Source organism: Curtobacterium sp. MCBA15_005 (genome assembly GCF_001864855.1).
Taxonomy (GTDB): domain Bacteria; phylum Actinomycetota; class Actinomycetes; order Actinomycetales; family Microbacteriaceae; genus Curtobacterium; species Curtobacterium flaccumfaciens.
In genome coordinates, this window is the sequence record NZ_MJGL01000089.1 from 32,948 (window position 1) to 58,693 (window position 25,746).

Annotated in this window: 24 protein-coding genes; 8 read left to right on the top strand and 16 right to left on the bottom strand. The window is 67.7% G+C overall.

Features of this window, described 5'->3' with window-relative positions; all coding sequences use genetic code 11:
• Positions 1-160 precede the first annotated feature (160 nt).
• The 3 genes from BIU89_RS16825 to BIU89_RS16835 all read right to left on the bottom strand — a co-directional run bounded on the left by BIU89_RS16825 (position 161) and on the right by BIU89_RS16835 (position 2,738).
• Positions 161-1,015, bottom strand: a complete 855-nt coding sequence (locus BIU89_RS16825; RefSeq protein WP_071248600.1) for a LamG domain-containing protein — start codon at positions 1,013-1,015, stop codon at positions 161-163.
• A complete protein-coding gene (locus BIU89_RS16830) occupies positions 1,012-1,896 on the bottom strand; it encodes a S26 family signal peptidase (RefSeq protein WP_071248603.1) in 885 nt (294 codons plus the stop codon). Before BIU89_RS16830 ends, BIU89_RS16825 begins: the two co-directional genes overlap by 4 nt.
• 188 nt (positions 1,897-2,084) lie before the next feature.
• Positions 2,085-2,738, bottom strand: coding sequence for a hypothetical protein (locus BIU89_RS16835; protein WP_027466885.1), 654 nt, complete (start codon positions 2,736-2,738; stop codon positions 2,085-2,087).
• Between the two features lie 174 nt (positions 2,739-2,912).
• Here BIU89_RS16835 and BIU89_RS18725 point away from each other — a divergent pair, with 174 nt between their 5' ends.
• The gene (locus BIU89_RS18725; protein ID WP_071248606.1) at positions 2,913-3,359 is read left to right on the top strand and encodes a MarR family winged helix-turn-helix transcriptional regulator; all 447 of its coding nucleotides are present in this window, start codon (positions 2,913-2,915) and stop codon (positions 3,357-3,359) included.
• Between the two features lie 23 nt (positions 3,360-3,382).
• On the opposite strand, the gene BIU89_RS16845 is transcribed toward BIU89_RS18725, so the two are convergent.
• The 4 genes from BIU89_RS16845 to BIU89_RS16860 form a co-directional block, all read right to left on the bottom strand.
• Entirely contained in the window at positions 3,383-4,351 is a 969-nt protein-coding gene (locus BIU89_RS16845) for an NAD-dependent epimerase/dehydratase family protein (RefSeq protein WP_071248609.1), read from the bottom strand.
• Positions 4,351-4,911, bottom strand: a complete 561-nt coding sequence (locus BIU89_RS16850; RefSeq protein ID WP_175475047.1) for an MOSC domain-containing protein — start codon at positions 4,909-4,911, stop codon at positions 4,351-4,353. Before BIU89_RS16850 ends, BIU89_RS16845 begins: the two co-directional genes overlap by 1 nt.
• 70 nt (positions 4,912-4,981) lie before the next feature.
• A complete protein-coding gene (locus BIU89_RS16855) occupies positions 4,982-5,401 on the bottom strand; it encodes a DoxX family protein (RefSeq protein ID WP_027466888.1) in 420 nt (139 codons plus the stop codon).
• Between the two features lie 55 nt (positions 5,402-5,456).
• A complete protein-coding gene (locus BIU89_RS16860; RefSeq protein WP_139179323.1) occupies positions 5,457-5,927 on the bottom strand; it encodes a hypothetical protein in 471 nt (156 codons plus the stop codon).
• A gap of 375 nt (positions 5,928-6,302) precedes the next feature.
• On the opposite strand from BIU89_RS16860, the gene BIU89_RS16865 reads away from it, so the two are divergent.
• Both BIU89_RS16865 and BIU89_RS18730 read left to right on the top strand, forming a co-directional pair.
• Positions 6,303-7,142: a hypothetical protein gene (locus BIU89_RS16865; protein WP_139179325.1), complete on the top strand. Its 840-nt coding sequence runs from the start codon at positions 6,303-6,305 to the stop codon at positions 7,140-7,142.
• A gap of 51 nt (positions 7,143-7,193) precedes the next feature.
• Complete coding sequence (locus tag BIU89_RS18730; RefSeq protein WP_173032568.1) at positions 7,194-7,361, top strand: hypothetical protein; 168 nt, start codon at positions 7,194-7,196, stop codon at positions 7,359-7,361.
• A 444-nt stretch (positions 7,362-7,805) separates the two neighbouring features.
• Here BIU89_RS18730 and BIU89_RS16870 read toward each other — a convergent pair whose 3' ends face one another.
• The 8 genes from BIU89_RS16870 to BIU89_RS16900 form a co-directional block, all read right to left on the bottom strand.
• Complete coding sequence (locus BIU89_RS16870; protein WP_139179327.1) at positions 7,806-10,226, bottom strand: ATP-dependent nuclease; 2,421 nt, start codon at positions 10,224-10,226, stop codon at positions 7,806-7,808.
• A 79-nt stretch (positions 10,227-10,305) separates the two neighbouring features.
• Positions 10,306-11,355, bottom strand: a complete 1,050-nt coding sequence (locus BIU89_RS18315; RefSeq protein ID WP_139179329.1) for a hypothetical protein — start codon at positions 11,353-11,355, stop codon at positions 10,306-10,308.
• A gap of 197 nt (positions 11,356-11,552) precedes the next feature.
• Positions 11,553-12,917 (bottom strand): replicative DNA helicase, encoded by a 1,365-nt coding sequence (dnaB, locus tag BIU89_RS16875; protein ID WP_027466900.1) that lies wholly within the window; start codon positions 12,915-12,917, stop codon positions 11,553-11,555.
• Between the two features lie 568 nt (positions 12,918-13,485).
• Positions 13,486-13,938, bottom strand: coding sequence for a 50S ribosomal protein L9 (gene rplI / locus BIU89_RS16880; RefSeq protein WP_027466901.1), 453 nt, complete (start codon positions 13,936-13,938; stop codon positions 13,486-13,488).
• A gap of 14 nt (positions 13,939-13,952) precedes the next feature.
• Positions 13,953-14,210 (bottom strand): 30S ribosomal protein S18, encoded by a 258-nt coding sequence (gene rpsR / locus BIU89_RS16885; RefSeq protein WP_017887834.1) that lies wholly within the window; start codon positions 14,208-14,210, stop codon positions 13,953-13,955.
• A 50-nt stretch (positions 14,211-14,260) separates the two neighbouring features.
• Positions 14,261-14,830, bottom strand: a complete 570-nt coding sequence (locus tag BIU89_RS16890) for a single-stranded DNA-binding protein (RefSeq protein ID WP_027466902.1) — start codon at positions 14,828-14,830, stop codon at positions 14,261-14,263.
• Between the two features lie 3 nt (positions 14,831-14,833).
• Entirely contained in the window at positions 14,834-15,217 is a 384-nt protein-coding gene (rpsF, locus tag BIU89_RS16895) for a 30S ribosomal protein S6 (RefSeq protein WP_027466903.1), read from the bottom strand.
• A 191-nt stretch (positions 15,218-15,408) separates the two neighbouring features.
• Positions 15,409-16,848: a CCA tRNA nucleotidyltransferase gene (locus tag BIU89_RS16900; RefSeq protein ID WP_071248903.1), complete on the bottom strand. Its 1,440-nt coding sequence runs from the start codon at positions 16,846-16,848 to the stop codon at positions 15,409-15,411.
• Positions 16,849-16,975: 127 nt separating this feature from the next.
• On the opposite strand from BIU89_RS16900, the gene BIU89_RS19005 reads away from it, so the two are divergent.
• The 5 genes from BIU89_RS19005 (at position 16,976) to BIU89_RS16925 (ending at position 25,100) form a co-directional block, all read left to right on the top strand.
• Positions 16,976-21,136, top strand: coding sequence for a DUF6049 family protein (locus BIU89_RS19005; protein ID WP_254791693.1), 4,161 nt, complete (start codon positions 16,976-16,978; stop codon positions 21,134-21,136).
• A 94-nt stretch (positions 21,137-21,230) separates the two neighbouring features.
• Positions 21,231-22,229: a thioredoxin-disulfide reductase gene (gene trxB, locus BIU89_RS16910; RefSeq protein WP_071248620.1), complete on the top strand. Its 999-nt coding sequence runs from the start codon at positions 21,231-21,233 to the stop codon at positions 22,227-22,229.
• A 66-nt stretch (positions 22,230-22,295) separates the two neighbouring features.
• On the top strand, positions 22,296-22,622 hold the full coding sequence (gene trxA, locus BIU89_RS16915) for a thioredoxin (RefSeq protein ID WP_017887828.1): 327 nt from the start codon (positions 22,296-22,298) through the stop codon (positions 22,620-22,622).
• 150 nt (positions 22,623-22,772) lie between these two features.
• Positions 22,773-24,077 (top strand): aminotransferase-like domain-containing protein, encoded by a 1,305-nt coding sequence (locus BIU89_RS16920; RefSeq protein WP_071248622.1) that lies wholly within the window; start codon positions 22,773-22,775, stop codon positions 24,075-24,077.
• A 60-nt stretch (positions 24,078-24,137) separates the two neighbouring features.
• On the top strand, positions 24,138-25,100 hold the full coding sequence (locus BIU89_RS16925; RefSeq protein WP_071248625.1) for a D-alanine--D-alanine ligase family protein: 963 nt from the start codon (positions 24,138-24,140) through the stop codon (positions 25,098-25,100).
• Positions 25,101-25,300: 200 nt separating this feature from the next.
• Here the strand turns inward: BIU89_RS16925 and BIU89_RS18815 are convergent, their stop codons facing one another.
• Positions 25,301-25,522, bottom strand: a complete 222-nt coding sequence (locus BIU89_RS18815) for a hypothetical protein (RefSeq protein WP_217642849.1) — start codon at positions 25,520-25,522, stop codon at positions 25,301-25,303.
• Positions 25,523-25,746 lie beyond the last annotated feature (224 nt).

Below are 25,746 nucleotides of genomic sequence, written 5' to 3' on the forward strand. Positions count from 1 at the left end.
CAGGGCACGAAAAGGCCTGATCAGCGGGATTCGTCGGCCCGAATCCGCGGGTTGGTGGGCCCGGTCCGCCAACCCGGCCCACGTCGTCGACGTGACCAGGGGACGGACTGGAGGCCCGTGGCGGGCACGGCCACGCGCCTCCAGGCCGGCAGTCAGTGCGTCAGGAACCGGCGGCCGCGTGCGCGGCCACCTGACTGGCCGTCAGTTCGGTGCCGTAGACGGCGGCGTACCGCATCGAGCCGGTGAAGTACGGGTTGTTCGTGGAACCCGGCCATCCGCTGACGACGTCGTAGCCGACCCGGAAGTACCCGGTGAAGTTCTCGGGGCTCTTGAAGGCCGCGTTCGACGCCACGAGGGTGCCGTCGACGTACAGGCGCATGCCGTTGGTGGGCGACATCGTGGCGACGGTGTGGTGCCAGGCGCCGTCGGTGTAGGCCTTCGGCGAGGTGAGGACCTGCGTGGTGCCGCTGAACGTGCCGAACGCGAGCTGGCCGCTGGTGGTCAGGTAGAGCTTCCGGTCGTGCTGGCTCGACGCTCCGGTCTGGCTGCTGCCGAAGCCGATGAGCATGCCGCCGGCGACCGTGGTGCGGAACCAGACCTCCTCGCTGAAGGTCGTCGGGTTGGCGTACGAGCGCGGAGTGGAGACGTAGCTCGTGGAGCCGTTGAGGGCGTAGGCGCTCCCGCTGTCACGCGGGCAGGCGTTCGGGCTCGGCGTGGTCGCGGTCATGGTGCCCTGGTAGGTGCCGTTCGCAGCACGACCCGACCAGTCGGTGGCCGTCTTCGAGCCAGAAGCCTCGGTCAGGCGGTAGGCGAACAAGGCGTTCGCGGTGTCCGCACCGACGGCGCCCGTGCAGGTGAAGTACGGGGCGGTCGCCGCCGTGTTCGCGCTGTTGGTCACGCGGGCGGTGTACGCCGAGCGGGTCGGGGCGAACTGGTTCAGCAGGACGACGACGGCCAGGGCGACCACGAGGAGGACGGCGACGACGCGACCGTCGCGCAGGCGGCGGAGGATCACGAGGGACGCACCGCCTCGACGCGGCCGACCGCCAGGCACGCCACGAGCGGCACGAGGCACACGGCGATCAGCGCGACCCAACCCAGGGGGTCGAGGTCGATGTTCGACATGAGCTGGTAGTGCCCGTTCTTCGTCAGCTCGTGGATGACGACCCGACCCATCTCGCCGTCGACCAGGTGGACACTGTTGCCGCCGTGGGCGTCGACGCGGACCGGGAAGATCCCCGACGAGATCACGGTGGCCTCGACGCCGGTCGGGCTCGAGGTGTTCGTGATCGTCGTCACGTTGACGAACGGCTTGAACACGAACGCCGCGTACGAGACGGTCAGGGCGCTGCCCGCGATCCGCAGGCATGTGCGGGTCACCCGGTCGGTGAACGCGCTGGTCAGGGTCAGGATGATCAGCGTGCCGATGAGCAGGATCGGGGCGGCACGGAGCAGCCAGCCGATGCGCGGGACCAGGAGCGCGGGGGTGCCGATCACGTCGGCCTGGGTGAGCGTCCACGGGTCCGTCGCGCCGTTGACGTCACCGCGGGTGTGGATCCCGCCGTCCGCGTCGATCGAGACGATGCGGTGCGTGTAGACGACGTCCGGGTTGGCGGAGGTCTCGAACGAGACGATGTCGCCGACGCTGAGCGTGGCGACGTCCACCGGCAGGTCGAGCACGAGGGTGCCGACCGGGGCGGCTTCGCCCATCGAGGGGGTCTCGACGACGAACCAGCGGCCGCCGGCGGAGAGGAACAGGACGGCGGCGGTGAGCAGCAGGGCGGCGATCGCGGCGACCGACCAGGCGAGGACCGTCTCGGAGCGGGTGACCTGACGGCCGCGGAGGACCGGGCGGTCGAGCATGCCGCTGAGCGGGATCGCTGCGGTCTGGCTCATGGCTCTGCTCCGGGAGGTCGGGGTGGGGCGGGGGTGGGGCTGGTCGTGCGGGTCGTGCTGGTCGTGCTGGTCTTGCTGGTCTTGCCGGGGTGGCGACGCTCGGCCGGAGGGGGGTCGGCCGAGCGTCGCCGGTCTGGGGGAGGGGTGATGGAGGTGGATCAGGCCGGATCAGGCCGGATCAGGCCGGATCAGGCCGTGAAGGTCCAGGTCATCGGGACCGAGGCGGCGAGGCCCTGGTAGGTGTTGCCGGCCGAGGAGTCCAGGGTCACCGCGAAGTTGAACGGGACGCTCGCGCCGGCGGCCGGAGCCTGCGGCATCGTGAAGGCCGACGCCGCCGCACCCTTGAAGCTGGCGAGGGTGCCGCTGAACACGGTGGTCGAACCGGAGGTGACGACGAGGTTCATCTTGGCGCAGAGGTCGGTCGCGGTGCCGTTGGCCGAACCGTTCGCCGACTGGGTGCACGTGGCGCCCGGGTTCAGCGTGAAGGTGCTGGCGTTCGCGGTGCCGGTGTTCTTGATCGAGATCGCGGTGTTGACCGTGTTGCCCGGGGTCATCGTCGTGCTGCCGCCGAACTTGTTGATCGTCGAGCAGGTCGCCGAGTTCGTCGAGACCGAGCCGCCGTCGGTGCTGAGGCAGGTGACGGTCGCGCCGGCGTTCTGCTCCTGCATGATCAGCGTGCCGCTGCCGGCGGTGTTGCTGCTGTTGGTGATGCTCGCGGCGAACCCGGAGAGGGTGCCGGTGAGCGAGAGGGAGAGCAGGACGGCGGCGAAGATACCCGCGAGGAGCGCCACGGGGGCGAAGCGGATCCGCTTCAGTGCGGAGGTGCGGAGCTTGGTGGACACGGGGTACCTCTTCGTTCGGTGGTGGTTTCAGGAAGTCGGGGGAGCAAGACCTTCGGGCTGTTTTGCTTCAATGGTTAAGATAGTCACTGATTCACCAAGTTGACCACTCGTATACTCACCCCAGTGCGGGGGACGCACCTTGTCCCCCGGTCCCCGACACGGAAGAAGGCCCTCGTGGCAGCAGCACCGAACGACGACGACGCCGCCGATCTCATGGCCGCGTTCACCGCCGTCGTGCGTGCGAACGCGAGCCTGGTGAGTCAACTCAGCGCCCGGGCGGGCGTGCACGAGAACGCCCTCCGCGCCCTGGTGCTCATCAGTGACACCGGGTACTCCACGCCGACCGAGGTCGCCGGGTACCTGGGGCTGACCTCGGGCGCGGTGACGAACATGATCGACCGGATGAGCACCGCCGGCCTGCTCGAGCGCGCACCGAACCCGGCCGATCGCCGCGGCTCACTGCTGCGGCTGCTGCCCCCGGGCCATGTGGTCGTGTCGGACTACCAGGAGCGGTACGCAGCGATGCTCCGGGCCGTCGACGGGGCGCACAAGGGCGAGCTGCACGAGGTGCTCAACGACCTGGCGACGAGTCTGTACGAGCAGGCTGCCGCTGCGTCCTGATCTCGCTCGTACGGACCGCGCGTCTACCTGGTGTGGATCGCCCGTTCCTCGGTCGAGGTGAGGCCGGCACGGCGTTCCCGATCCGTCCCGCGGGCACGCTCGTCCTCGAGTACCCGCACGACGGTGTCCCGGAGGGGTCGGGTCACCCCGCCGGCGTCCGTGAACGCCACCGCGGAGCGCTGCGCGAACCCGGCCTCCGACACCGGGATCCACAGGGGGAGTGATCGCGGTCCGGCCCAGTAGGCCACGTCGTGTGCAAGCAGGAGGTCGTCGTCGACCGCGACCAGCTCGTCGTCGAAGCCGGTGACCTCGGCGACGCACCGGAAGAAGTCCTGCATCGGCGTCGGAGCGCCCACGGCGTTGACCGTGCCGACGAACCCGTCGCGCCCGGCACGGACGAGCCAGGCGGCGAGGTCCGCGACGTCGATCACCTGGACGAACCGCTCTGCCGTCGTCGGCACCAGCACCGGCCCACCGCGGTCGAAGCGAGCCGGCCAGTACCCGAACCGGTCACTGGGGTCGCCGGGCCCGACGATCAACCCCGGTCGTGCGATGAGCAGCCGCGACCCGAGCCGGAGCCGGGTGGCGCGTTCGGCGAGGACCTTCGCGTCGGCGTAGGCGGACGGGTCCCTCGGCTCCACCAGTCGAGCGGACTCGTCGGCGCCCGGTTCGTCGTTGTCTGCGTACACCGAGACCGTCGACACCAGGGTCCAGTGCGCGGCCCGGTCGGCGAGTGCATCGAGCGCCGGCGCGACGAGTTCGGGGGCGTGGGCGAGCTCGATGACCTCGTCCCAGTCGCCGGTGGCCTGTGCGTACGCGTCGGCCAGGGCTCGGTCCGCCTGGACGAAGCGCGCTCCCTCCGGGACGCTGCCGGTGGTGCCCCGGGCGAGGCAGGTGACGTCGGCGCCCTCGGCCAACAGCTCGTCGACGATCGTCCGTCCGAGCCAACCGGTGCCGCCGAGTACCAGGACGCGTCGCACGCGCTGCGGCATCAGACGGGCTGGAGGGGTCGTCGTTCGCCGTCCGGGAGCTCGACCCGGATGCGATCGCCCGGCCGGACCGTCCCCCCGGTGAGCACGACGCTCATCACGCCGCCCTTGCGCTCGACCGTGCCGTCCTCGGCGCGCCCCAGCACGGCACGCAGGAGTCCCGGCTCGAAGCCGTTGATCTGCTGGCACGGGTTCCGCAGGCCGGTGACCCGGACGGAGGCGTCCTCACCGAGGTGCAGCACCGCTCCCTCGGGCAGCCCGAGCAGGTCGACGCCGCTGGTCGTCACGTTCTCGCCCATCTGGCCCGGTTCGACGCTGAACCCTGCCTCGGCGACCTCGTCGAACAGCTCGGCGTGCAGCAAGTGGACCTGTCGCAGGTTCGGCTGCGAGGGGTCACGGGCGACCCGGGAGCGGTGCTGCACGGTCGTGCCGGCGTGGGCATCACCCTCGATGCCCCACCCCGCCACGAGCGTCACCGCGTCGACCAACGGCTTGCTGAACCGGTGCTCGCCGTCCTTGCTCACCGCGACCACGCGCGGCTGGTCCATGTCGTCCCCGCTCATGGGGCCGATTCTGCCCCATGGTCGCGGCCGCGCGAGTGCAGCGTCGGTCAGCGGCGCTTCTGCAGCCTGTTCAGCGGCGCTTGCGCAGGGCGTTCGTGGCCCACAGCGAAACGGCGATGAGCACGGGCTGGAACAGCAGGCGGACGAAGCGCTTGGTGTCGGTGTCCAGGCCGAACCCGTCGCGGTGGTGCATCCACTGCGCGATGTTGCCGGGGAAGACCGCCAGGAAGAACACCGCGACGACCCAACCGACGGTCACCTGACGCCGAGCCAGGAGCATCAGCGCGGCCCCGAGGGAGATCTCCACCACGCCGGAGGCGATCACCGTGACGTCGGTCGGCAGCGGCACGAACTTCGGCACCTGCGCCTGGAACTCCTCACGCGCCACCGTCAGGTGACTGATGCCGGCCCACGTGAGCATCGCGCCGAACAGGATGCGGACGATGGTCCGGGGGCGGGTGGAGCGGACTGCGGGGGTGCGGGTTGCCATCGGGGTGGTGCCTTTCACGGTCGTGGTGGGGTTCGGTGGAGCGGGGGAGCCGAGGTCAGCGGCTGCGGCTGCGGAGGACTCGGCGTCGGCGTGCGGCCTCGAACGTGATCGCGGCAGCGGCGGCACCGAGCGTGAGGATCCGAGCGACCGGACGGCCGCGGGTCGAGGCGGCCAGACGCAGTGCGCCGACGAGCGCGAGTGCCCCGGCAGCACCGGTCGTGGTCGTCGCCTGCCGGTCTTCGAGGTCGATCACGAGCCGGGTCCCGCCGAGGGCGGTCGCCGCGATGGTGGAGCCGGTGCCGATCAGGTCGCTCCCGGGTGCATGGCGGACCGCTGCAGCGGCGAGTCCGAACCCGGACAGGACTTCCAGGGCCGGGATGCCGAGTGCGTGTGGAACGCCCGGCTCGAAGCCCCGGCGCTGCATCTGCTGGACTCGTGAGCGCAGCCGCGTGCGGCGAACCGTGCTGATGCCGTGCCCGGCGAGCAGGCCACCGGTGACGAGGTCGATCCAGCTGGTCAATTTCACGTTGTGCTCCATCAGGTTGTGCACAACCTAACACGTCGATGTGTCGAGTGGGCGATAGCACGCCGGCCTCACTGGCGATCCCCGCGCCGAGCCGATCGGATTTCTGTGGACCGAGAACGCCGGTACTGCTCTTCATGTGCTCGAGTCGCTCCAGCAGACCCCGCGAGTACCGCCGACCCGGTGCTCACCGCGTCGGCAGAGTAGGGCCTGGCGGTCGCGCGGGCTCGTGCGGACCGCGGGTGAGCACCAGCCGGAGTGGTGTGTTACCGGATCGTGAGCTTCGAGCGCTCGAAGGATTCTTGTCCCTGCCCCCGTCCCTTGGTTGGCTTCGAAGCGCTGGTCTCACGGGGAGCCATCGGTCTAGAGGGGAACATCATGCAGAAGAAATCGGCCGCACTCGCATCGGCAGCCATTGCTGCTCTGCTGTTTGCGGGGCTCACTTCCACGGACGCAGCACAGGCATCATCTCCCACACCCCCGTCGGCAACATCAGCATCCGCGCCGGCGCCGGTTCGTGAATTCACGCAGTTCCAAGAGCAACACCCAGACGACCTCGCTGCCCAAGACGCCGAAGCGATGCGCCTGTTCGGCACGCACATCCAGGTGCGGTTCGAAGGGCGATCGACGTTCGTTGACGGCACCACAGCCCAGCGCCAGAAGGATGCTGCAGACGCGGCTTCGGTTCGTCGCGGACAGGAGGCGACGACACTCTCGTCGCTCCCGACAGACGTCTTCAAGGTCTGGGTCGTCAAAGTCAACACTCTGTACGGGTGGGAGTTCGGAGGCCACTGGAAGTTCGCAAACTACTTCGCTGGGCAGACCGATCCGGACGACGTCGCGACCCTGGAGTTCGACATCAACAAGTGCGCAAAGCTCCAGAACCTCGACATGGCGACGTACGACACCAGCGGCAAGTCGACCAAGCTCGGCTCGTTGCGCGACGCGAATCTCGGTGCGAACGCGCCCATCTGGAACGTTGAGGACAAGGAGAAGGGCTTTGGCAACCAGGCCGACTCTGGGGCCGCCTTGGCGTGGCTGAACGCGGATAGCTGCCCGAAGAACCACTACGAAGGACGCGCGGCCTTCTCGTACCATGCTGTCGAGAACGGCGCGGTCGGCAATGTCTCGGCGTCGTGGGGGAACTTCTCCGTGAGCACCTCCGGCTCCACCCTGGAGCTGCAGAAGTCGACGCAGCCGTTCGACTTCATCTACTGATCCCGCCGGAACGGCTCAGCCGCCGTCTACATTCGAACGAAGGAGCGGCACGTGCAACCAGCTTTCGCGATCCTGGCATTGGTCGTGGGCGCGAGCGTCATCGCCCTCACGCTGATTGCGTTGTCAACGCCGCTTCCGATCGCGCTCCTCGGTCCGCTCCTTGCTGCCGTAGGGCTGAGTTCTTTGGTGCGGCGCGACCGCAACGGACCCGACGACTGACTGACAGAGCGAGCCGGCTACGACGACATGAAGGTGAACGTTCATCCCCAGCACCCTTCCGTGCCGAAGCCCGACCACCGTGAGTGGCCTGGCTTTGTTCCCGTCGGTGAAGAGCGTCCGTGGGGATTAGCTATCTCGCGGCCCGACGACATTCGAGATGGGCGACCGAGCTCGGGCAACGTGAACGCCGCGATCTGTCGCTACTGATCGATCGCAACGATCGAAGAGTTTAACGGTGGGACGACTGTCGACACGTATTCCCGATGGTTCGTTACTCAACGCTCAATGATCTCTCCGCCACCGTTACGTCTGCGGCACCCGTCGGTTAGAACCTCCGGCAGCCACACCTGAGGAATTTCAGTCCGGGACACGACCGATTCCCCCACTCAAGGGCCGTCGTTGGGAGCGTGCACCGGTGGAAGCCGCCCAGAGCGCGGAGCCGCCTCAGCGTGCCGGTTGAGATCCCGGGGCAAGCGTCGGTTCCTTTGACGCCGACCGTCTGCCGACATACGCGACGGACCGCAGGGCGTCGCTGAGACCATCAAAGTCGTCGATCGCTTCACGCGGGTCCTCGTCGAGACGGAAGCGGCCGCGCCAGCCTCGCAGAGCGAAGCGCACGTCCTCGGCTTCATCCGAAGCGTCGAGCTGACCTTCGATCTCCTCGATCAGTAGCTGAACGTGTTCCCGGCTGGCCGTCGAGGGGTGGTCACGCAGAAAACGGTCCCGCGTCCGATTGATCCGACTCGAGATTCGGTCGACAGTTTCAGCTCGGACAGCGGCACGTTGTCGCGTGCCCAAGGAGCGGAATACCAGTCGGAAGTTGTCCTGCAGGATCGTCACGTCCTCCGCGTTGTGCTCTCCTCCGGATAGTTCCGCTAGGACGCTCCTGGCGAATCCAATCTTATTGACCTCAAATCGCTCATTACCGGTCGCGACACGAATTGCTCGTTCGAGTGCATCGATGGTCCCCTTGGACCCAGGCGCATCGGCGGCGTTCGAATTCGACTGCCCAAAGACTGCAGCTACGTCGAGTTCAATCGAAGCCACGGGAACGTCCGGCATAAATTCGATGCAGTAACTCTTCGTCGCCGCCGCGGCGATGGGTAGCGGGATGAGGTCTTCGATTGCGACCCGGCCGTGGGGGTTATCCGTACTGATGCGATCCAGCTCCGGATCCGAAAGCAGCAGAACCAGTCCATCCTCGATGAGGGGCTTACGTCGTGCCCCTCCGCGGCGGATTGCCGACCTCGCGTCCTTGCCGGCTTGGTCGCCGTCCAGGAGAGCGATGACGGCCGGCTGCTCGCTATCGCGACCTCGCGCTAAGTAAATCAAGTACGGCACCTGACCGACTCCGCCAGCCGGCACGAGCGTGATTCGGTTCAAGTCCAGCCGCTCGAGGGTCGGCACGTGATGGCGGCCGAGCCAGCTTGAAATGCCAGCGAGAAGAATCTGATCGGAGGGGCCTTCGAGCATTAAGTTGCAGGTCCCGATAAATGCGGTTTCCCCAACGAAGCTCCCGAACGCGGATCGAAGCGGCTCGTAGTGGTTCTGCGCAACGCTCGCGACAATCCGTGTCCCCTCATCGTGCTCGCCTTTCTCTAGGACTCTGATCCGCTCGGCGTGATTCTTGTCTATGAGGAACGGCGAGTGGGTGACGTAGAGCACCTGCACCGCGGTGCGTTCCGGGTCCTCAGGATCCGCGAAGTCCGCGAAGACTCGCAGCAGGTCCTGCTGACCGGAGCTAGAGAGGAATCGGTCTGGCTCGTCCATGAGGAGTATCTCGGGCCGTCCGCTGTTGGGGGAGTCGTGCGCGAGGTATTGAACGAAATAGCTGAGGAAGTACTTCAGTCCATCACTGCGCTCATCGAACCCGTAGGAGCGGCCCGTGCGGTCGCGGATCATGAAGACGAGGTCGTACTCGAAGAGCGCGACGAATAACTCAAACTGGCTGTCCTGTGACCACCAGTGGGGGAAATTGAGGGCTTTCGAGAGTTCCTTGTTGATTGTGTCGACGATGCTGTTGGCGTACCCGTTCTTGGTCCGCACCGCACGCTGAAGTTCCGCGAACTGCTCACGGTCCAAGCCCGCGACCTTCAGCAGGAGGTCGGCTGCGAGTTCGTACTGCCGCAAGCGTGCCGGGTCGGTCAGCGCCGGTCGGCCGAAAGTTTCGTGGATCTTGTCGGCCTGCGAGATGACGGAGTCCTTCGACGCAAACCAGTTAGCGTTATTGCTTAGAACATCCCAAATACCTCGTAGTGCGGAGCGTCCCACAGAGGCCACTGCTTCTCCTGTAGCTAGGTAGTCCAGTGGCACGCTGTCCGGTAGCGGCACATCCGCGTCGATCAGAAACGGGACCGGAACACCAGCATCGGGCAGGCTGCTTGGCTTCTTCACGTGTACGGGCTCCTGCCATTCGCCATTGGCGTGGACGTAGAGGCGAAGCTGAGGGCTGGTGTTCATTCGGAAGAGCGCGACGCGCTCAGCCCCCGCAAGCTCACCCTTGCCGGTGGCCCGCTGCAATGCGTCCGTGTCAGCGGCAGTCAGATCTCGGAACTCCGCACCAAACTCAGGCAGAGTCAGCGTCCTGTCTACTGAGAAGAACGGCGAGTAGCGGCAGAAGTCACTACGTTCGTACCCGTTCCCGGTCAACGCCGCGCGTACCGCTGCGAGGACCTGGCTTTTGCCAGATTCGTTGCCGCCCACAACAGTAGTTATGTCCCCCTCTAGGCGAAGCCGCACGAAGGGATAGTGTGCCCCGGTCGGAGTTCCATCCCAAGGGTCGGGACGATAGTCGGGGTTGGACAACCGCACATAGTCGTAGTTCAGCGAGCGGAAGAACCGTGCGTACACCGAGGAGAGTCGCAATGTGAAACCTTTCGTCGAAGTGGCGGGACGTCTCTGTCAGCCTGTGGCGTTGAATCACCTCGGAGCGCAAGCAGTGTTTCTACTGAGAGGACTCGTTCCGGACAATGCTAGCCCATTCTCCGATGACGTGACTTAGTTCTTCGCGAGAACTCGTTTCGAGCACATGATCTGAGACGAAACGTACCTGAACCCCGGGGTACTCTCGCTGAATGATGGCAATAGCTTTAGGCGACAGTGGTGAGCCGGTTGACACAATCAGCAAAGCGGGCCGACCGGCTGCCAGTTGCTCTACGCCGGCTGCTGCACGGCGAATCATCCCCGGCGCGGGATCCCTGTAGCGCTTCAGTTCCACAATGGCCTCGCGCCCGTCGATAAGTAGTGTGATGTCCGGACGCCCTAGGTGAGCGCCGTGCGATGTACTGTCGACGGCTTGGACCACTACGTCCCTTCGCGTCAACTCGTCGACAGCCTCCTGAGCGTATAGTTCAAGCAGCCGGAGTTCGGCCATCCGGAAGTCACGGGGAACGTCGGTACCGCTGGCCGCGGACCGAAGGTAGGACTGCAGAGCGAACGCTTCGGGTGCTGCGGACGACGAGCTACCCTCCCCATCGACTGGCGCGGCCTCCGGATCCTGATCAACAGGAGGCACTCGCCGACGGGATGAGATCTGCTCGACGAGCGCGTCACAGACGTGCTTCTGGTCGTCCGTTCGCGCGCGCTCACGCAGTCCGGTTGCCACGCTGTACGCCAGATCGTCTCCGAAAGCCGCAGCCGATGATGTGGTTGAAGGAAAGACCTTCGACGTCGCCCACTCGAACGCACGCCACCACTCTGCATCCCGTGCGGTTCGATCGAGGCGTCGTCGCTCCTTCTCTGCAATCGACGCGGTCTGACGAAGTTGACGGCCCAGCCCGAACACTGCGACGAAGGCGGCGACTACCGTTGCTAGGCCTCCAAAGCCAGCACTTGTGAAGAAGACGACCGCGAACTGCCCGACGTTGTGGGCATCAAAGAACGCCTCCCACTTGAGAGCAACCGCTCCCCCAATCGCTGCGCCGATGAGCAACGAGCAAACATGGAAAACCCACGAGCGGGCTGGCCTTGTTGTTTCAGGCTCATCGTGGTTCATCAGCATTCCTCCTGGTTGGTCTTCTCTCAACCGCTTGCACGACGCCCAGAGGCAAGCCTGAACAGTACGCACCGGTGCGGGTTCGGAGGGTTGAACGCTGATAGCGCGAATCCGATCGTCAGGCCGTCGCCCGCCCGAAGCATGGTCCGTTGCACCGGGAGGGACCATTCAGTTGGTCCGCCGAGAGGAACCTGCGCCTACTGCGGCATGTCGACGAACCGCGAGAACATCCCGTGGAACGCCACGGTGATGGTGTCCGTCGGTCCGTTACGGTGCTTCGCCACGATCAGGTCCGCCTCACCCTGACGCGGGTTGTCCTTCTCGTACGCCGACTCGCGGTGCAGCAGGATGACCATGTCGGCGTCCTGCTCGATGGAGCCGGACTCACGAAGGTCGGAGATCGCCGGCTTCTTGTCGGCACGCTGCTCCGGACCACGGTTCAGCTGCGACAGGGCGATGACCGGCACCTGGAGCTCCTTGGCCATCAGCTTCAGGGCACGCGAGAACTCGGAGACCTCCTGCTGGCGGCTCTCGACCTTCTTTCCCGAGGTCATCAGCTGCAGGTAGTCGATGACCACGAGCTTCAGGTTGTGCTGCTGCTTGAGTCGACGGCACTTGGCGCGGATCTCGACGAGCGTCATGTTGGGGGAGTCGTCGATGAAGAACGGGGCGTCGTTGATGCGACCGCGGGTCTGCGCGATCGTGGTCCAGTCACGGGAGTCCACGGTGCCCTTGCGCATGTTCTGCAGCGGCACGCTGGTCTCGGCGGAGAGCAGACGCATCGCGATCTCGGCGCGACCCATCTCGAGCGAGAAGAAGGCGGCGGTCTGGTCGTGCTTGATCGCGGCGGCGCGGCACAGGTCGAGCGCCAGCGTCGACTTGCCCAGTGCGGGGCGGGCGGCGACGATGATGAGCTGTCCGGGGTGGAAGCCGTTCGTCAGGCCGTCGAGCTGCGCGAACCCGGTCGGCACGCCGGTCATCTGGCCGTCGCGGCCCTTGGCGGCCTCGATCTCGTCGAGCGCGGCGGAGATGGCGTCGGTCAGCGGGACGTAGTCCTCGGTCTGCACACCACCGGCGACGTTGTAGACCTCGGCCTGCGCGCTGTTGACGAGGTCGGTGACCTCACCCTCTGACGCGTAGCCCATCTGCACGATGCGGGTACCGGCGTCGACCAGACGACGGAGCACGGCCTTCTCGGCGACGATGCCGGCGTAGTAACCGGCGTTCGCGGCGGTCGGCACCATGCTCGTGACGCTGTGCAGGTACTCGGCGCCGCCGGCACGGGACAGCAGGCCGGTCTTGGTCAGCTCGTCGGTGACGGCGATGACGTCGGTGGGTTCACCGTGCGAGTAGAGCGACAGGATCGCATCGAAGATGACCTCGTGCTTGGGGACGTAGAAGTCCACACCGCGGGCGGTCTCGATGACGTCGGCGACGGCGTCCTTCGACAGGAGCATGCCACCGATGGTCGACTGCTCCGCGAGCATGTCGTGCGGCGGGGTGCGTTCCATGCCGCGGTCCGCGTAGTCCTGCGGTGCGGGCTCAAGATGTGCGATCGACACACGCTCTCCTCTGTTGACGACACGGACCTGAACCGGCGGGACAGCACCCACCGGCCGGAACCCGCACCCCTGTTTCTACCCCCGGCGACCGACATCCCCGAGTCGCTCGCCCAAGCTACGGCCCAGAGTTATCCCCAACAAACGGCCCTGTGGATAACTCTGTGGAGAGGCTGCGGAACACGCCGGAACGCTGTGTGGAGAACTGTGGACGAGCCTGTGGAAAAAGTGGCGTGCGAACACACTTTCGACCACTTGACCGGGGGTTTTCTGTTGCACACCGTGTGTGGAAAAGTGGGGTTCAAGTACCCCTTGAAGGTTCCGATTTGACACGTTTCCACTGTGTAAAACGACTTGACAAGCACCCCTCCTGTGGGAAGAGTTCTCGGCCTGTTCCCAGCCAGCGTGACCCCGTCTGAACCGTAACCAGCCAGCCCGAGTCGAGCCGCGCCTCCAGGCCCGTGACCATGTCGGCGACAGCCGTAGGACAAGCCGCGCGACCGCCCCCGGAACGCAACGACGGGCGGGCCTCCCGGGGGAGACCCGCCCGTCGTGGAGCGGAACGTCAGTGCTACTTGGCAGCGACGACCTTGAGCGAGATCACGGCAGTGATGTCCTCGCGCAGGCGCACGGTGGCCTCGTGGTCACCGACGGTCTTGATGGTCGCGGGGACCTCGACCTTGCGCTTGTCGAGCGAGCCGACGCCCTGCGCCTGGACGGCGTCAGCGACGTCGCCCGGACGGACGGAGCCGAACAGACGACCGTCCTTGCCGGCCTTGACCGACAGGGTGATGGTCGCGTTCTCGAGCTTCATCTTGAGGTCCTGTGCCTCTTCGATGGTGGCGAGCTCGCGCGCGGTACGCGCGGCACGGATCGACTCGACCTGCTTCTCGCCGCCCTTGGACCACGCGACAGCGAAGCCCTGGGGGATGAGGTAGTTGCGGGCGTAGCCGTTCTTGACGTCGACGACGTCACCAGCGGAACCGAGGCCGGAGACCTCGTGGGTGAGGATGAGCTTCGACATGTGTCGACCTCCGATCAGCGGCCGGAGCCGGCGTAGGGGAGGAGCGCCATCTCACGGGCGTTCTTCACGGCACGGGCGATGAGGCGCTGCTCCTGGACGGAGACGCCGGTGATGCGACGGGCGCGGATCTTTCCACGCTCCGAGATGAACTTGCGAAGGGTCGCAACGTCCTTGTAGTCGATGACGCCGACCTTGATCGACTTCGCGGGAGCAGCGTTCTTGCCGCCCTTGCCGCGAGGCTTCCGGCGGTCGCCGGTGCTCTTTCCAGCCATAGTGATTTGTCCTTAGAAGAAAAGTTGTGTGTCCGTCGGAACGCTGAGGATCAGAACGGGGTCTCGTCGTCGAAGTTGCCGCCGGGGGTGCTCCACACGTCGTTCGACTGTGCGTTGCCGCCACCCTGCTGGCCACCCTGGGGAGACCAGGGCGCGTCCGACTGACCGCCACCGTTGTTGTTCCAGTTGCCGCCGCCGTTGCCCGCGGGGGCGCTGGCGCCGCCGCCGACCTGGCCACGACCGCCGCCACTGCCACCCGCTGCACGGGTGATCTGTGCGGTCGCGTAGCGGAGCGACGGGCCGATCTCGTCGACCTCGAGCTCGATGCTCGTGCGCTGCTGGCCCTCACGGTCCTGGTAGGAACGCTGACGCAGACGACCCTGCGCGATGACGCGCGAGCCCTTCGTCAGCGACCCCGCCACGTGCTCGGCGAACTCGCGCCACACACTCGCGCGGAGGAACAGCGCATCGCCGTCCTTCCACTCGTTCGCCTGACGGTCGAACGTGCGAGGGGTCGACGCGATGGTGAAGTTCGCCACGGCGAGCCCGTTCTGCGTGTACCGCAGCTCGGGGTCCGCGGTGAGGTTGCCCACCACCGTGATGACGGTTTCGCCGGCCACGGGTTACTCGGCGCTCGCGGTCGCGGTTGCGGAGGCGTTGGCGGCCTTGCGGGCCGCGCGAGCCTCGTCACGCTGCTTCTGGGCGGCGACCTGCGCGATGCCCTCTTCAGCGCGGAGGACCTTCGTGCGGAGCACGGCCTCGGAGAGACCGAGCTGACGGTCGAGCTCCTTGGCGGCCTCGGGCGACGACGTGAAGTCGACGACGGCGTAGATGCCCTCGGACTTCTTCGCGATCTCGTAAGCGAGCCGGCGACGGCCCCAGACGTCCACGTTGTCGACGGTGCCACCCGCGTTGCGGATCACGGCCAGGAACTTGTCCAGGCTGGGAGCGACGGTGCGCTCATCGATCTCGGGGTCGAGGATCGCCATCAGTTCGTACTGGTGCATGCGGAACCCACCTCCTCTGGTCTCAGCGGCCCCGGGCGGTTCCCGGGGCAGGAGGGTTGATGCATGTGCCCCAGACCACGCAGGTGCGCGAGGGGCAACCTGCGTAGCCTACCGGACTGCCTGGAGGCGCGCCACCGGCCTGTGGAGAACGGTCCCGCCCGTCAGGCGGTCGCGTCTCAGGCGCCGGTGTCTCAGGCGCTGGCGTCGCCTCGGGCGCTCCACCACTCGCGCAGGCGCTCCTCGGCCGCCTCCGGCCCGAGGGGTCCTTCGTCCATCCGGGCCTCGAGCAGGAACCGGTAGGCCTCGCCCACGGCACGCCCCGGCGGGATGTCGAGGATCCGCATGATGTCGTCGCCGGTCAGGTCCGGACGGATCGACTCCAGTTCCTCCTGCTCGGAGAGGGTCTTGATGCGGTCCTCGAGGTCGTCGTAGGCGAACGCCAGCCGGTCGGCCTTGCGGCGGTTGCGGGTGGTGACGTCCGAACGGGTGAGCTCGTGCAGCCGTTCGAGCTGGGGTCCGGCGTCACGGACGTAGCGGCGGACGGCGGAGTCGGTCCAGGCGCCCTCGGTGTACCCGAAGAAGCGCAGGTGCAGCTCGATCAGGCGGGACACCGCGGCGATGGTGTCGTTGTCGAAGCGGAGCGCACGGAGTCGCTTCTTCGCCATCTTCGAACCGACCAGGTCGTGGTGGTGGAAGCTCACGGCGCCGCCGGGCTCGAGCTTGCGCGTCGCGGGCTTGCCGATGTCGTGCAGCAGCGCCGCGAGCCGGAGCACGGTGTCCGGGGGATCCCCGGCGTGCCGCTCGGCCTCGTACCCGATGGCCTGCTCGAGCACGGTGAGCGAGTGCTCGTAGACGTCCTTGTGGTGGTGGTGCTCGTCGACCTCGAGCCGCATCTCGGGCAGCTCCGGCAGGAACCGCTCGGCGAGGCCGGTGTCGACGAGCAGCCGGAGGCCGGGGACCGGATCGTCCGTGTTGAGCAGCTTGACGAGCTCGTCGCGGACCCGCTCGGCGGACACGATGTCGATCGACGCGACGAGCTCCTGCATCGCGGCCCGCACGTCGTCGTCGACGGTGAAGCCGAGCTGGGAGGTGAACCGTGCGGCGCGCATCATCCGCAGGGGGTCGTCGCGGAACGAGACGACCGCGGCCTGGGGCGTCCGGAGCCGTGCGGCGAGCAGGTCCTCGACGCCGCCGTGCACGTCGACGAGTTCGCGGGCCGGCAGCCGCAGGGCCATCGCGTTGACGGTGAAGTCGCGACGGAGCAGGTCGTCCTCGATGGTGTCGCCGAACGCGACCTCGGGCTTGCGGGTCTCGCCGTCGTAGACGTCGCTGCGGTACGTGGTGATCTCGACCTGCTCGCCGGCGACCCGTGCGGCGATGGTGCCGAACTGGCGACCGACGTCCCACGTGGCGCTCGCGATGGGCTCGACGATCCGCAGGATGTCGTCCGGCCGGGCGTCGGTGGTGAAGTCCAGATCGGTCACCGGACGGCCGAGGAACGCGTCACGGACGGGGCCGCCGACGAGGGCGAGTTCGTGTCCGGCGTCGGCGAAGGCCCGAGCGAGGAGGTCGACGGGCTCGGTGGTGGCGAGTGCGTCGAGTCGTTCGACGGCCTGGGCAACGGACTGCATGACGGTGCTCATCCTCCCAGATCGAGGCCCCGAGTTCTCCACAAGCCGCGCGCGCACGGGACCTGTTCATGGTCGCGCCTCATACACTCGTGCTCGGCCCGAACCGACCCCGTGGCCCGCTCCCCGTATGCAGATGCTCCGCACCACGCTCGCCGCAGCCGCGTCGACCCTCGTCGCGCTCGGCCTGGTCGTCGCGCCCGTCACCTTCGATCACGCCTCGGCGTCCACGGCATCCGCCGCCAAGAGCCAGGTGGCCGATCCCGCCGCCGCCGACGCGGGCAAGGCGACCATCTCCATCGCCCCGGCGAACCGCGGCGTCGTCCAGCGCGACCAGGACCTCACCCTCTCGGTCACCGTCACGAACGACACCGACGCGGCCCTGCCCGCCGGGACCGCAGACTTCCGGATCTTCCGGTCGGTGAGCACGCGCGACGTCCTCGCCGGCTGGCTTGCCGACACCACCACAACGGGTTACCTCGGCGCAGAGATGGACTCCGTGGACATCCCGGCGATCCCGGCACACCGTTCGGTCTCGATCGACTCGGTGGACATCGTCTCCGGCAACGTCGCCCTCGGCGGGTACCCCTCGTTCGGTGCCCGCCGCATCGCTGCCGAGTACACGGCGGGTGACGCCTTCGCCGTGGACCGCTCCGCGATCACCTGGTACCCGGACTTCGAACAGGCCCCGGTCAGCGTCTCCGTCGCGATGCCGGTCACGGTGCCCAAGTCGACCGACGGCGTCCTCACCGCCCCGGTGCTGGCCGCCGCGACCTCGGTGGACGGCACCCTCACGCAACAGCTCGACGCGGCCGAGGACCACAACGTCGCCGTGGCCGTCGACCCGCGGATCATCGCCTCGATCCGGCTCCTCGGCGACAACGCCCCGTCGAGCGCGACCACCTGGCTGCAGCGTCTCGAAGCACTGCGCAACGAGACCTTCGCACTGTCCTACGCCGACGCTGACGTCACCGGCCTCCGCCAAGCCGGGTCCGACGGCATCCTCTCGCCGATCTCCCTCGACCAGTCCGTCGAGTCCGAGAACTTCCCCGGCGCCGAGACCCCGGCCCCGACACCGACGGCCACGCCGGGGCAGACCTCGTCCCCGGCACCCACCGAGACCTCGACCGACGGCGCCACGACCGACGACGCCGCCGACCAGGCGCAGGAGACCCTGCCGACCACGGAGTCCCTGCTCGACTTCCCGTACTCGATGGACTCGATCGCCTGGCCGACCGAGGGAACCGTGTCCTCCGCCGACCTGCCCGCACTCGAGCGTGCCGGCACGAAGACCACCATCGTCTCGAGCGGCAACACCTCGGCCGGTGCGGACACCACCATCACGGCGTCCGAGAAGATCGGCGACGACCACGTGCTCGTCTCCGACCAGTCGATGTCGTCGATGCTCCGCCGAGCCGCGGCCGCCACCGACCGGCAGACCTTCTCGTCGGCGATGTCCGAGCTCACCGCGACGCTGGCCACCTCGGCCCGTGCAGCCACCGCCACGGGCCCGATCCTGCTCACCCTCGGGCGCGAGTGGCCGTCCGACTCCACGCGGCTCAGCCAGGCGCTGGACGCCCTCGAGAGCACCGCCTGGGTCGCCCCGGCCGACCTCTCCACCGCTTCGAAGGCCGTCGCCGGGTCGCTCACGCTCGCCAGCGCGTCCACCGGCGAGGCCCGCATCGACCAGCTCCGGCGACTCGTGCGCGGAGAACAGGGGCTCTCCGCGTTCGCGACGATCCTCGACGACCCGAACCAGCTGACCGCCCCGGCCCGGCTCCGTCTGCTCGCGCTCGCCTCGAACGCGTGGCGCGACGACGACCAGGGGCTCGCCGCCGCGGTCGAGGCCCGCACGGCCGCCTGGGCGAAGACCACCACCGAGGTCGGCATCGTCGACTCGAGCAGCCTCACCCTGCTTGGCGACCGGTCATCCCTGCCGGTGTCCATCCGCAACAGCTCCGACTACCCGGTCACGGTGCACCTGTCCGTACAGCCGTCCAACTCTGCGCTGCGGGTCGTCCGCAACGACATCGTCGTCGAGATCCAGCCCGACTCCTCCACCCGCGCCACCGTCCCCGTGCAGTCGGTCGCGAACGGCAAGGTCGAGCTGACGATGTCGCTCTCGAGCCCGACCGGCGTCGCCGTGGCCCAGCCCGCAACCGTCGAGCTGAACGTGCAGGCCCAGTGGGAGACGGTCATCACCGCGGTCGCCGCGATCGCCCTGATCGGCATCTTCGGCTTCGGCATCTTCCGCAGCATCCGCAAGCGCATCCGCCGCCGCAACGGCGAGCTCGACGACGAGGACGACGACGACCCGAACCGCCCCCTGGCGGTCCAGCCGACGGTCGGGGGCACTCAGGCGGCCATCACCCGGCCTGGAGGCACGGATCACCCCTCCGGAGCGGCCCCCGCACCCAGCGTGGCCGCGTCCACTGCCGCCGTGGCGACCGCAGCGCCGGGTGCAGTGCCGGCCGCAGCGCCGGCTGCAGCGCCGGCCGCTGTACCGCCCACGGCGGTGGACCAGGGCCCCCTGCAGGACGCCATCGCGCGTGCCGGAGCCGAGCCGGGCCTCCCGTCCGACGCCGCACGCAGCACCGTCGCGGACGACCGCGACCCCGAGGAGCCGACCATCAGCGCCAGCCAGCCCCAGCCCGACGTCGACGCCGAGCCGGTCGCCGAGCGCAGCCTCGGCCGGGCGAGCGCGATGCTCGCCGCCGGCACGATGGTGAGCCGCATCCTCGGTTTCGCGAAGACCTTCGTCCTGGCGTACGCGATCGGGCAGAACGCGAGCCCCTCGGCCAACGCGTTCGCCGTCGCGAACCAGCTGCCGAACAACATCTACGCACTGATCGCGGGCGGCCTGCTGTCGGCCGTGCTCATCCCGCAGATCGTCCGCGCGATGAAGGCCGGCACCGACGGCGGGCAGGCGTACGTCAACAAGATCGTGACCCTCGGTGGTTCCGTCTTCATCGTCATCACGATCGTGGCGACGGCACTCGCCCCGCTGCTGGTGCGGTTCTACACCAGCAACTCGGCGGACTCCGGTCCAGCCGCCACCGACCTCGCCGTCGCCTTCGCGTTCTGGTGCCTGCCGCAGATCCTCTTCTACGCGATGTACTCCCTGCTCGGCGAGGTCCTGAACGCGAAGCAGGTCTTCGGGCCGTTCACTTGGGCGCCGCTGCTCAACAACGTCATCGCCATCGCCGGTCTCATCGTGTTCATCGCCCTGTACGGCACCAGCGGCAGCGAACTCGACCAGTGGACGCCGGCGAAGATCGCACTCCTGGCCGGCAGCGCATCGCTCGGTGTCTTCGCCCAGGCTGCGTTCCTCCCGTTCTTCTGGAAGCGCGCCGGCCTGTCGTTCCGCCCCGACTTCCGCTGGCGCGGGGTGGGCCTCAAGTCGACGGGGACCGCCGCTGGCTGGCTCTTCGCGATGATCCTCGTCACCCAGATCGCCGGCATCGTGCAGTCACAGGTCGCGTGGCTCGGACGGGATGACGGTCCGGGCAACGCCGTGCTCGGCAACGCGTGGCTCATCTTCATGCTCCCGCACTCGATCATCACGGTCTCCATCGCGACGGCGTACTTCACCCGGATGAGCCACGACGCCGAACGCGGCGACCTCGGCGCGGTCCGCCGCAACCTGTCGCTGTCCCTGCGCATCGTCGGGCTCTTCACCGTCTTCGCCTCGGTCGCGCTGATCGTCGTCGCCGTCCCGTTCGGCCGCCTGTACGAGGGCACGTTCGAGAGCGCCCTGCAGGTCGGCGCCGTGCTCGTCGCCTACATGCCCGGACTCGTCCTGTTCAGCATGCTGTTCGTGATCCAGCGGGTCTTCTGGGCGATGCACGACCACCGGACGCCGTTCCTGATGCAGTGCATCCAGTCGGTGCTGTTCGTCATCGGCGCCCTTGCGGTGTCGACGTTCCCCACGTCGGTCATCGGCATCGGGGTCGCCGCCTGCACCACCATCGCGGGGTCGGCGCAGACGATCGTCGCACTCGTGCTCGTCCGCAAGCGGCTCGGCAGCATCGAGGGACCGGTCATCACCCGGTCGCACGTCCAGTTCGTGATCGCCGCGCTGATCTCGGGCGTCGTCGGGCTCCTCGTCGTGAACTTCTTCGGCGCGTTCTCAGAGGCCGGGTTCGCGATGTCCGACCGCACCGGTGCCCTCATCACGATCATCCTCACCGGCGCCGCGATGGTGGCCGTGTACTTCGGAGCCCTCGTCGTCGCGAAGAACGGTGAGATCGGCAACGCCGTCCGGATGCTCCGCAGCAAGCTCGGCCGCTGATCCCACCCGCGCACCACACGCTCACGGGTCGTGTGGAATGCCACGCCGGTACGATGGGTTGACCCGGTCAGACGCAACGGAAGGGCAATCAGGCATGCGCCAGCTCATCATCATCGGTTCCGGCCCGGCCGGGTTCACCGCCGGCATCTACGCAGCGCGCGCAGAGCTCAAGCCGCTCATCGTCGCCTCCAGTGTCGAGACGGGCGGTGAACTCACCAAGACGACCGAGGTCGAGAACTTCCCCGGCTTCCCCGAGGGGATCCAGGGCCCCGACCTCATGATCAAGATGCAGGAACAGGCCGAGAAGTTCGGTGCCGAGGTCCTGTACGACGACGCCGTCTCAGTCGACCTCACCGGCAAGGTCAAGAAGGTCACCGTCGGCTCCGGCGAGACGTACGAGGCCCTCGCGGTGATCTACGCCACCGGCTCGGCCTACCGTCACCTCGGCCTCCCCGACGAAGAGCGCCTGTCCGGCCACGGTGTCTCGTGGTGCGCGACCTGCGACGGCTTCTTCTTCCGACAGAAGAACATCGCCGTCGTCGGTGGTGGCGACTCCGCGATGGAAGAGGCGACGTTCCTCACCCGCTTCGCCGACAAGGTGACGGTCATCCACCGCAAGGACTCCCTGCGTGCGTCGAAGATCATGCAGGACCGCGCGATGAACGACCCGAAGATCGAGTTCGCCTGGAACAAGGAAGTCACCGGCATCACTGGTGACTCCGCGGTCGAGGGCGTCACGCTCAAGGACACCGTGACGGGCGAGGAGTCCGAGCTCGCGCTGGACGGCCTGTTCATCGCCATCGGCAACGACCCGCGCACGCACCTGATCCACGGCCAGATCGACATCGCGCCCGAGGGCACGATCGCCGTTCAGGGCCGCTCGTCGAAGACCAACCTGCCGGGTGTCTTCGCCGCCGGTGACGTCATCGACCCGACCTACCGCCAGGCCATCACGGCTGCGGGTTCGGGCACGGTCGCCGCGCTCGACGCCGAGAAGTACCTCGCCGAGCTCGACGACGCACTGACGGACGAGGCCGAGGGCGTCGCCCCGACCGAGCCCGCGATGGTCGACGTCATCGCCGCGCGGGCCTGACCCGCCTCGGAATACCACGACGGCATCGCCGTTGTACCCCCTGAACGACTTCTCGAAGGAGCACACATGTCCAACGCCAAGGCTGTCACCGACGCCACCTTCTCGGACGAGGTCCTCAAGTCCGACAAGACGATCCTCGTCGACTTCTGGGCCGAGTGGTGTGGCCCGTGTCGTGCGGTCTCGCCGATCCTCGACCAGATCGCCGAAGAGCACGCTGGCAAGATCGAGATCGTGAAGCTCAACGTGGACGACAACCCCCAGTCGGCCATGAACTACCAGATCACGTCGATCCCGGCGATGAAGGTCTTCAAGGGCGGCGAGGTCGTCAAGACCGTCATCGGCGCCAAGCCGAAGCCCGCGCTCGAGGCCGACCTCGCCGAGTTCCTCGCGTAGGTCGCCCCTCCCGAACGGCCCCGCTCTCCTCGGAGGGCGGGGCCGTTCTCGTCCGGAGCCACCGGATGACGATCGGCCCCGTCGCGGAACCCTGGTTCCCCGGGCCGATGTCGTAGTGTGGCGGGAATGTCCCACTGAACGGAGCACTCGATGACGAACGGTAACAGCCTCGACCCCTGGTACGACTCCTACGCCCAGCGCACCGCCGGGCTGAGCGCCTCCGAGGTCCGAGCCCTGTTCGCCGTCGCCTCGCGGCCCGAAGTGGTCTCGCTGGCCGGCGGCATGCCGTTCGTCTCCGCGCTCCCCAGAGAGCTCGTCACGGGCTCTCTGGACCGTGTCATGACCGAGCACTCCGCCATGGCCCTCCAGTACGGCGGTGGACAGGGCCTGCGGTCCCTCCGCGAGCACATCGTGGACGTCATGAGCCTCGAGGGCATCCGTGCCAGCGCCGAGGACGTCGTGGTCACCACGGGCTCGCAGCACGCCCTCGACCTCGTCACCCGCCTGTTCATCGATCCGGGCGACGTCGTGCTCGCCGAGTCGCCGTCCTACGTCGGCGCGATCGGCGTCTTCCGGTCGTACCAGGCCGAGACGGTGCACGTGACAACGGACGAGCTCGGTCTCGTCCCCGAGGCGCTGCGCGAGGCCATCGCGAACCTCCGCACCCAGGGCAAGCGGATCAAGTTCCTCTACACGATCCCGAACTTCCACAACCCGGCCGGCGTCACGATGAGCCGCGAGCGCCGCATCGAGGTGCTCGACATCTGCCGGTCGAACAACATCCTCGTGCTCGAGGACAACCCGTACGGGCTCCTCTGGTTCGACGAGCCCGCGCCGCAGGCGATCCGATCGATCGACGAAGAGGGCGTGGTGTACCTCGGCTCCTTCTCGAAGACCCTCGCACCGGGCTTCCGCGTCGGCTGGGCCCTCGCGCCGCACGCCATCCGCGAGAAGCTCGTGCTCGCCAACGAATCGGCCGTGCTCGCGCCGAACTCCTTCGGCCAGTACGTCGTGAACGCCTACCTCGACGCGGCGGACTGGAAGGGCCAGGTCGACACCTTCCGGGGCATCTACGCCGAGCGCCGTGACGCCATGCTGTCCGCACTGGGGGAGTTCCTGCCCGACCTGTCCTGGACCAAGCCGAACGGTGGCTTCTTCGTGTGGCTCACCCTGCCCGAGTCCCTCGACTCCAAGGGCATGCTGCCGCGCGCGGTCAAGGAGCTCGTGGCGTACACCCCCGGGACGGCCTTCTACGCCGACGGACGCGGAGGCGGACACATCCGTCTGTCGTTCTGCTACCCCACGCCGGAGCAGATCCGGGTGGGGGTCAAGCGCCTGGCGAACGTCGTCAACGACGAACTCGAACTGATCGAGACGTTCGGCCCGACGACCCGACCGAACACCGTGGTCCGCCAGACGTCGTCGGTCAGCGCACCGCCGCCGAACATCTCCTGATCAGCGCTTTTCCTCAGTGCTGCTCGCACAGCACCGCAGTTCCACACCGGAGGACCCCGCATGGCCGAGCTCACCCGTCGTCACGTCGTCGTCGTAGCCGGAGGCATCTCGCACGAGCGCGACGTCTCCCTCCGCTCCGGCCGTCGGGTCGCCGACTCACTGACCGGCTACGGCTGGCAGGTCGACCTGCGCGACGCAGACGCGATGCTCCTGCCGGCTCTCGCCGATTCACGCCCGGACGTCGTGTGGCCGGCACTGCACGGCGCCTCCGGTGAAGACGGGGCCCTGCGGGGCATCCTGGAGGCCGTGGACATCCCGTTCGTCGGCTCACGTTCGACGTCGGCCCGGTTGGCATGGGACAAGCCCACAGCGTCAGCGTTGGTCGCCCGCGCCGGCGTCCGCACCCCTCGTTCTGTAACGCTCTCCCACGACGTCTTCCGTGAGCTCGGTGCCGTCGGTGTCCTCGAGGCCATCGCGACAGAGCACCCGGTGCCGCTCGCGGTCAAGCCAGCGCGAGGCGGGAGTGCACAGGGCGTCACCCTGGTCGACGACATCAAGGACCTGCCCCGGGCCATGGTGACGGCGTACACGTACTGCGACGACGTCGTGGTCGAGCAGCTCATCCGCGGCACCGAGGTCGCCGTGGGGATCATCGACACCGGAGACGGCCCCGTGGCGCTTTCCGCCGTGGAGATCGTGCCGCGGAACGGCATCTACGGGTTCGAGGCTCGCTACAACGCGGGGGAGACGACCTTCTACACGCCCGCGCGGCTCTCGGACGAGTTCGCCGGAGCAGCCGCGGAGGCTGCGGTCGCCGCGCACGCAGCTCTCGGACTCCGCCACCTGTCCCGTGTCGACCTGATCATCGACGGGGCGGGGACGCCCTGGTTCCTCGAGGCGAACGTCCTCCCTGGGCTCACTGAGACGTCACTGCTGCCGCAGGCGCTGTCGGCTTCCGGTTTCGATCTTGGCTGGACCTACGCAGAGCTCGCCGAGCAGGCGATCCGCGACCACCGCGCCTGACCCTGCAGCCGGTGTTCCACGTGGAACACCGGCACATCGTGTCCCGCCTGCTCTGTCGGCGAGCTTCGATGTTCCACGTGGAACGTCGCTTCACTCGCCGAGGCGTTGGGTGTCGAGCAGACGGGCGCTCGGCGCGTCCGCCACGTTCCACCGGAACAGCACCAGGTGCCAGAGGCCCAGGCTCTTCCGCGAAGGGTCGATCAAGCCGTCGGCACGACTTCGATGAGGCGGTCACGCACCGTCCATGACCGAGGCATCCCGCCGCCCTCCGCGATCCGCTGCCGAGGAGCCAAGGCGTCCTCGAGGTCAATGCCGACTGCCTTCACGGCGCTCACATCGCGCACGTCGACGATGCCGGACGCTTCGACGTCGATCGCGACGACCTCCACGGCCACGGGCCGGACGACCTTGTGGGCGATCATCGCAGAACCTCGGGTCAACGGCCCGGTAGAACGTCCCTCGGACCGATGGCCTGAAGGGCGAGCCGCAGTTGGTCACGACACCACCATCTCACCCGAGGCCGACTGCGGTCAGCCCTGTTGCAACCGCGCCCGAGCGAGCTACGGAGCCGCTGGAGCCGACGAAACGGCCTACCCTCATCCGGACCCAGCCTGGCCGTTACAGGGGCTCAAAACGCCGCACACGG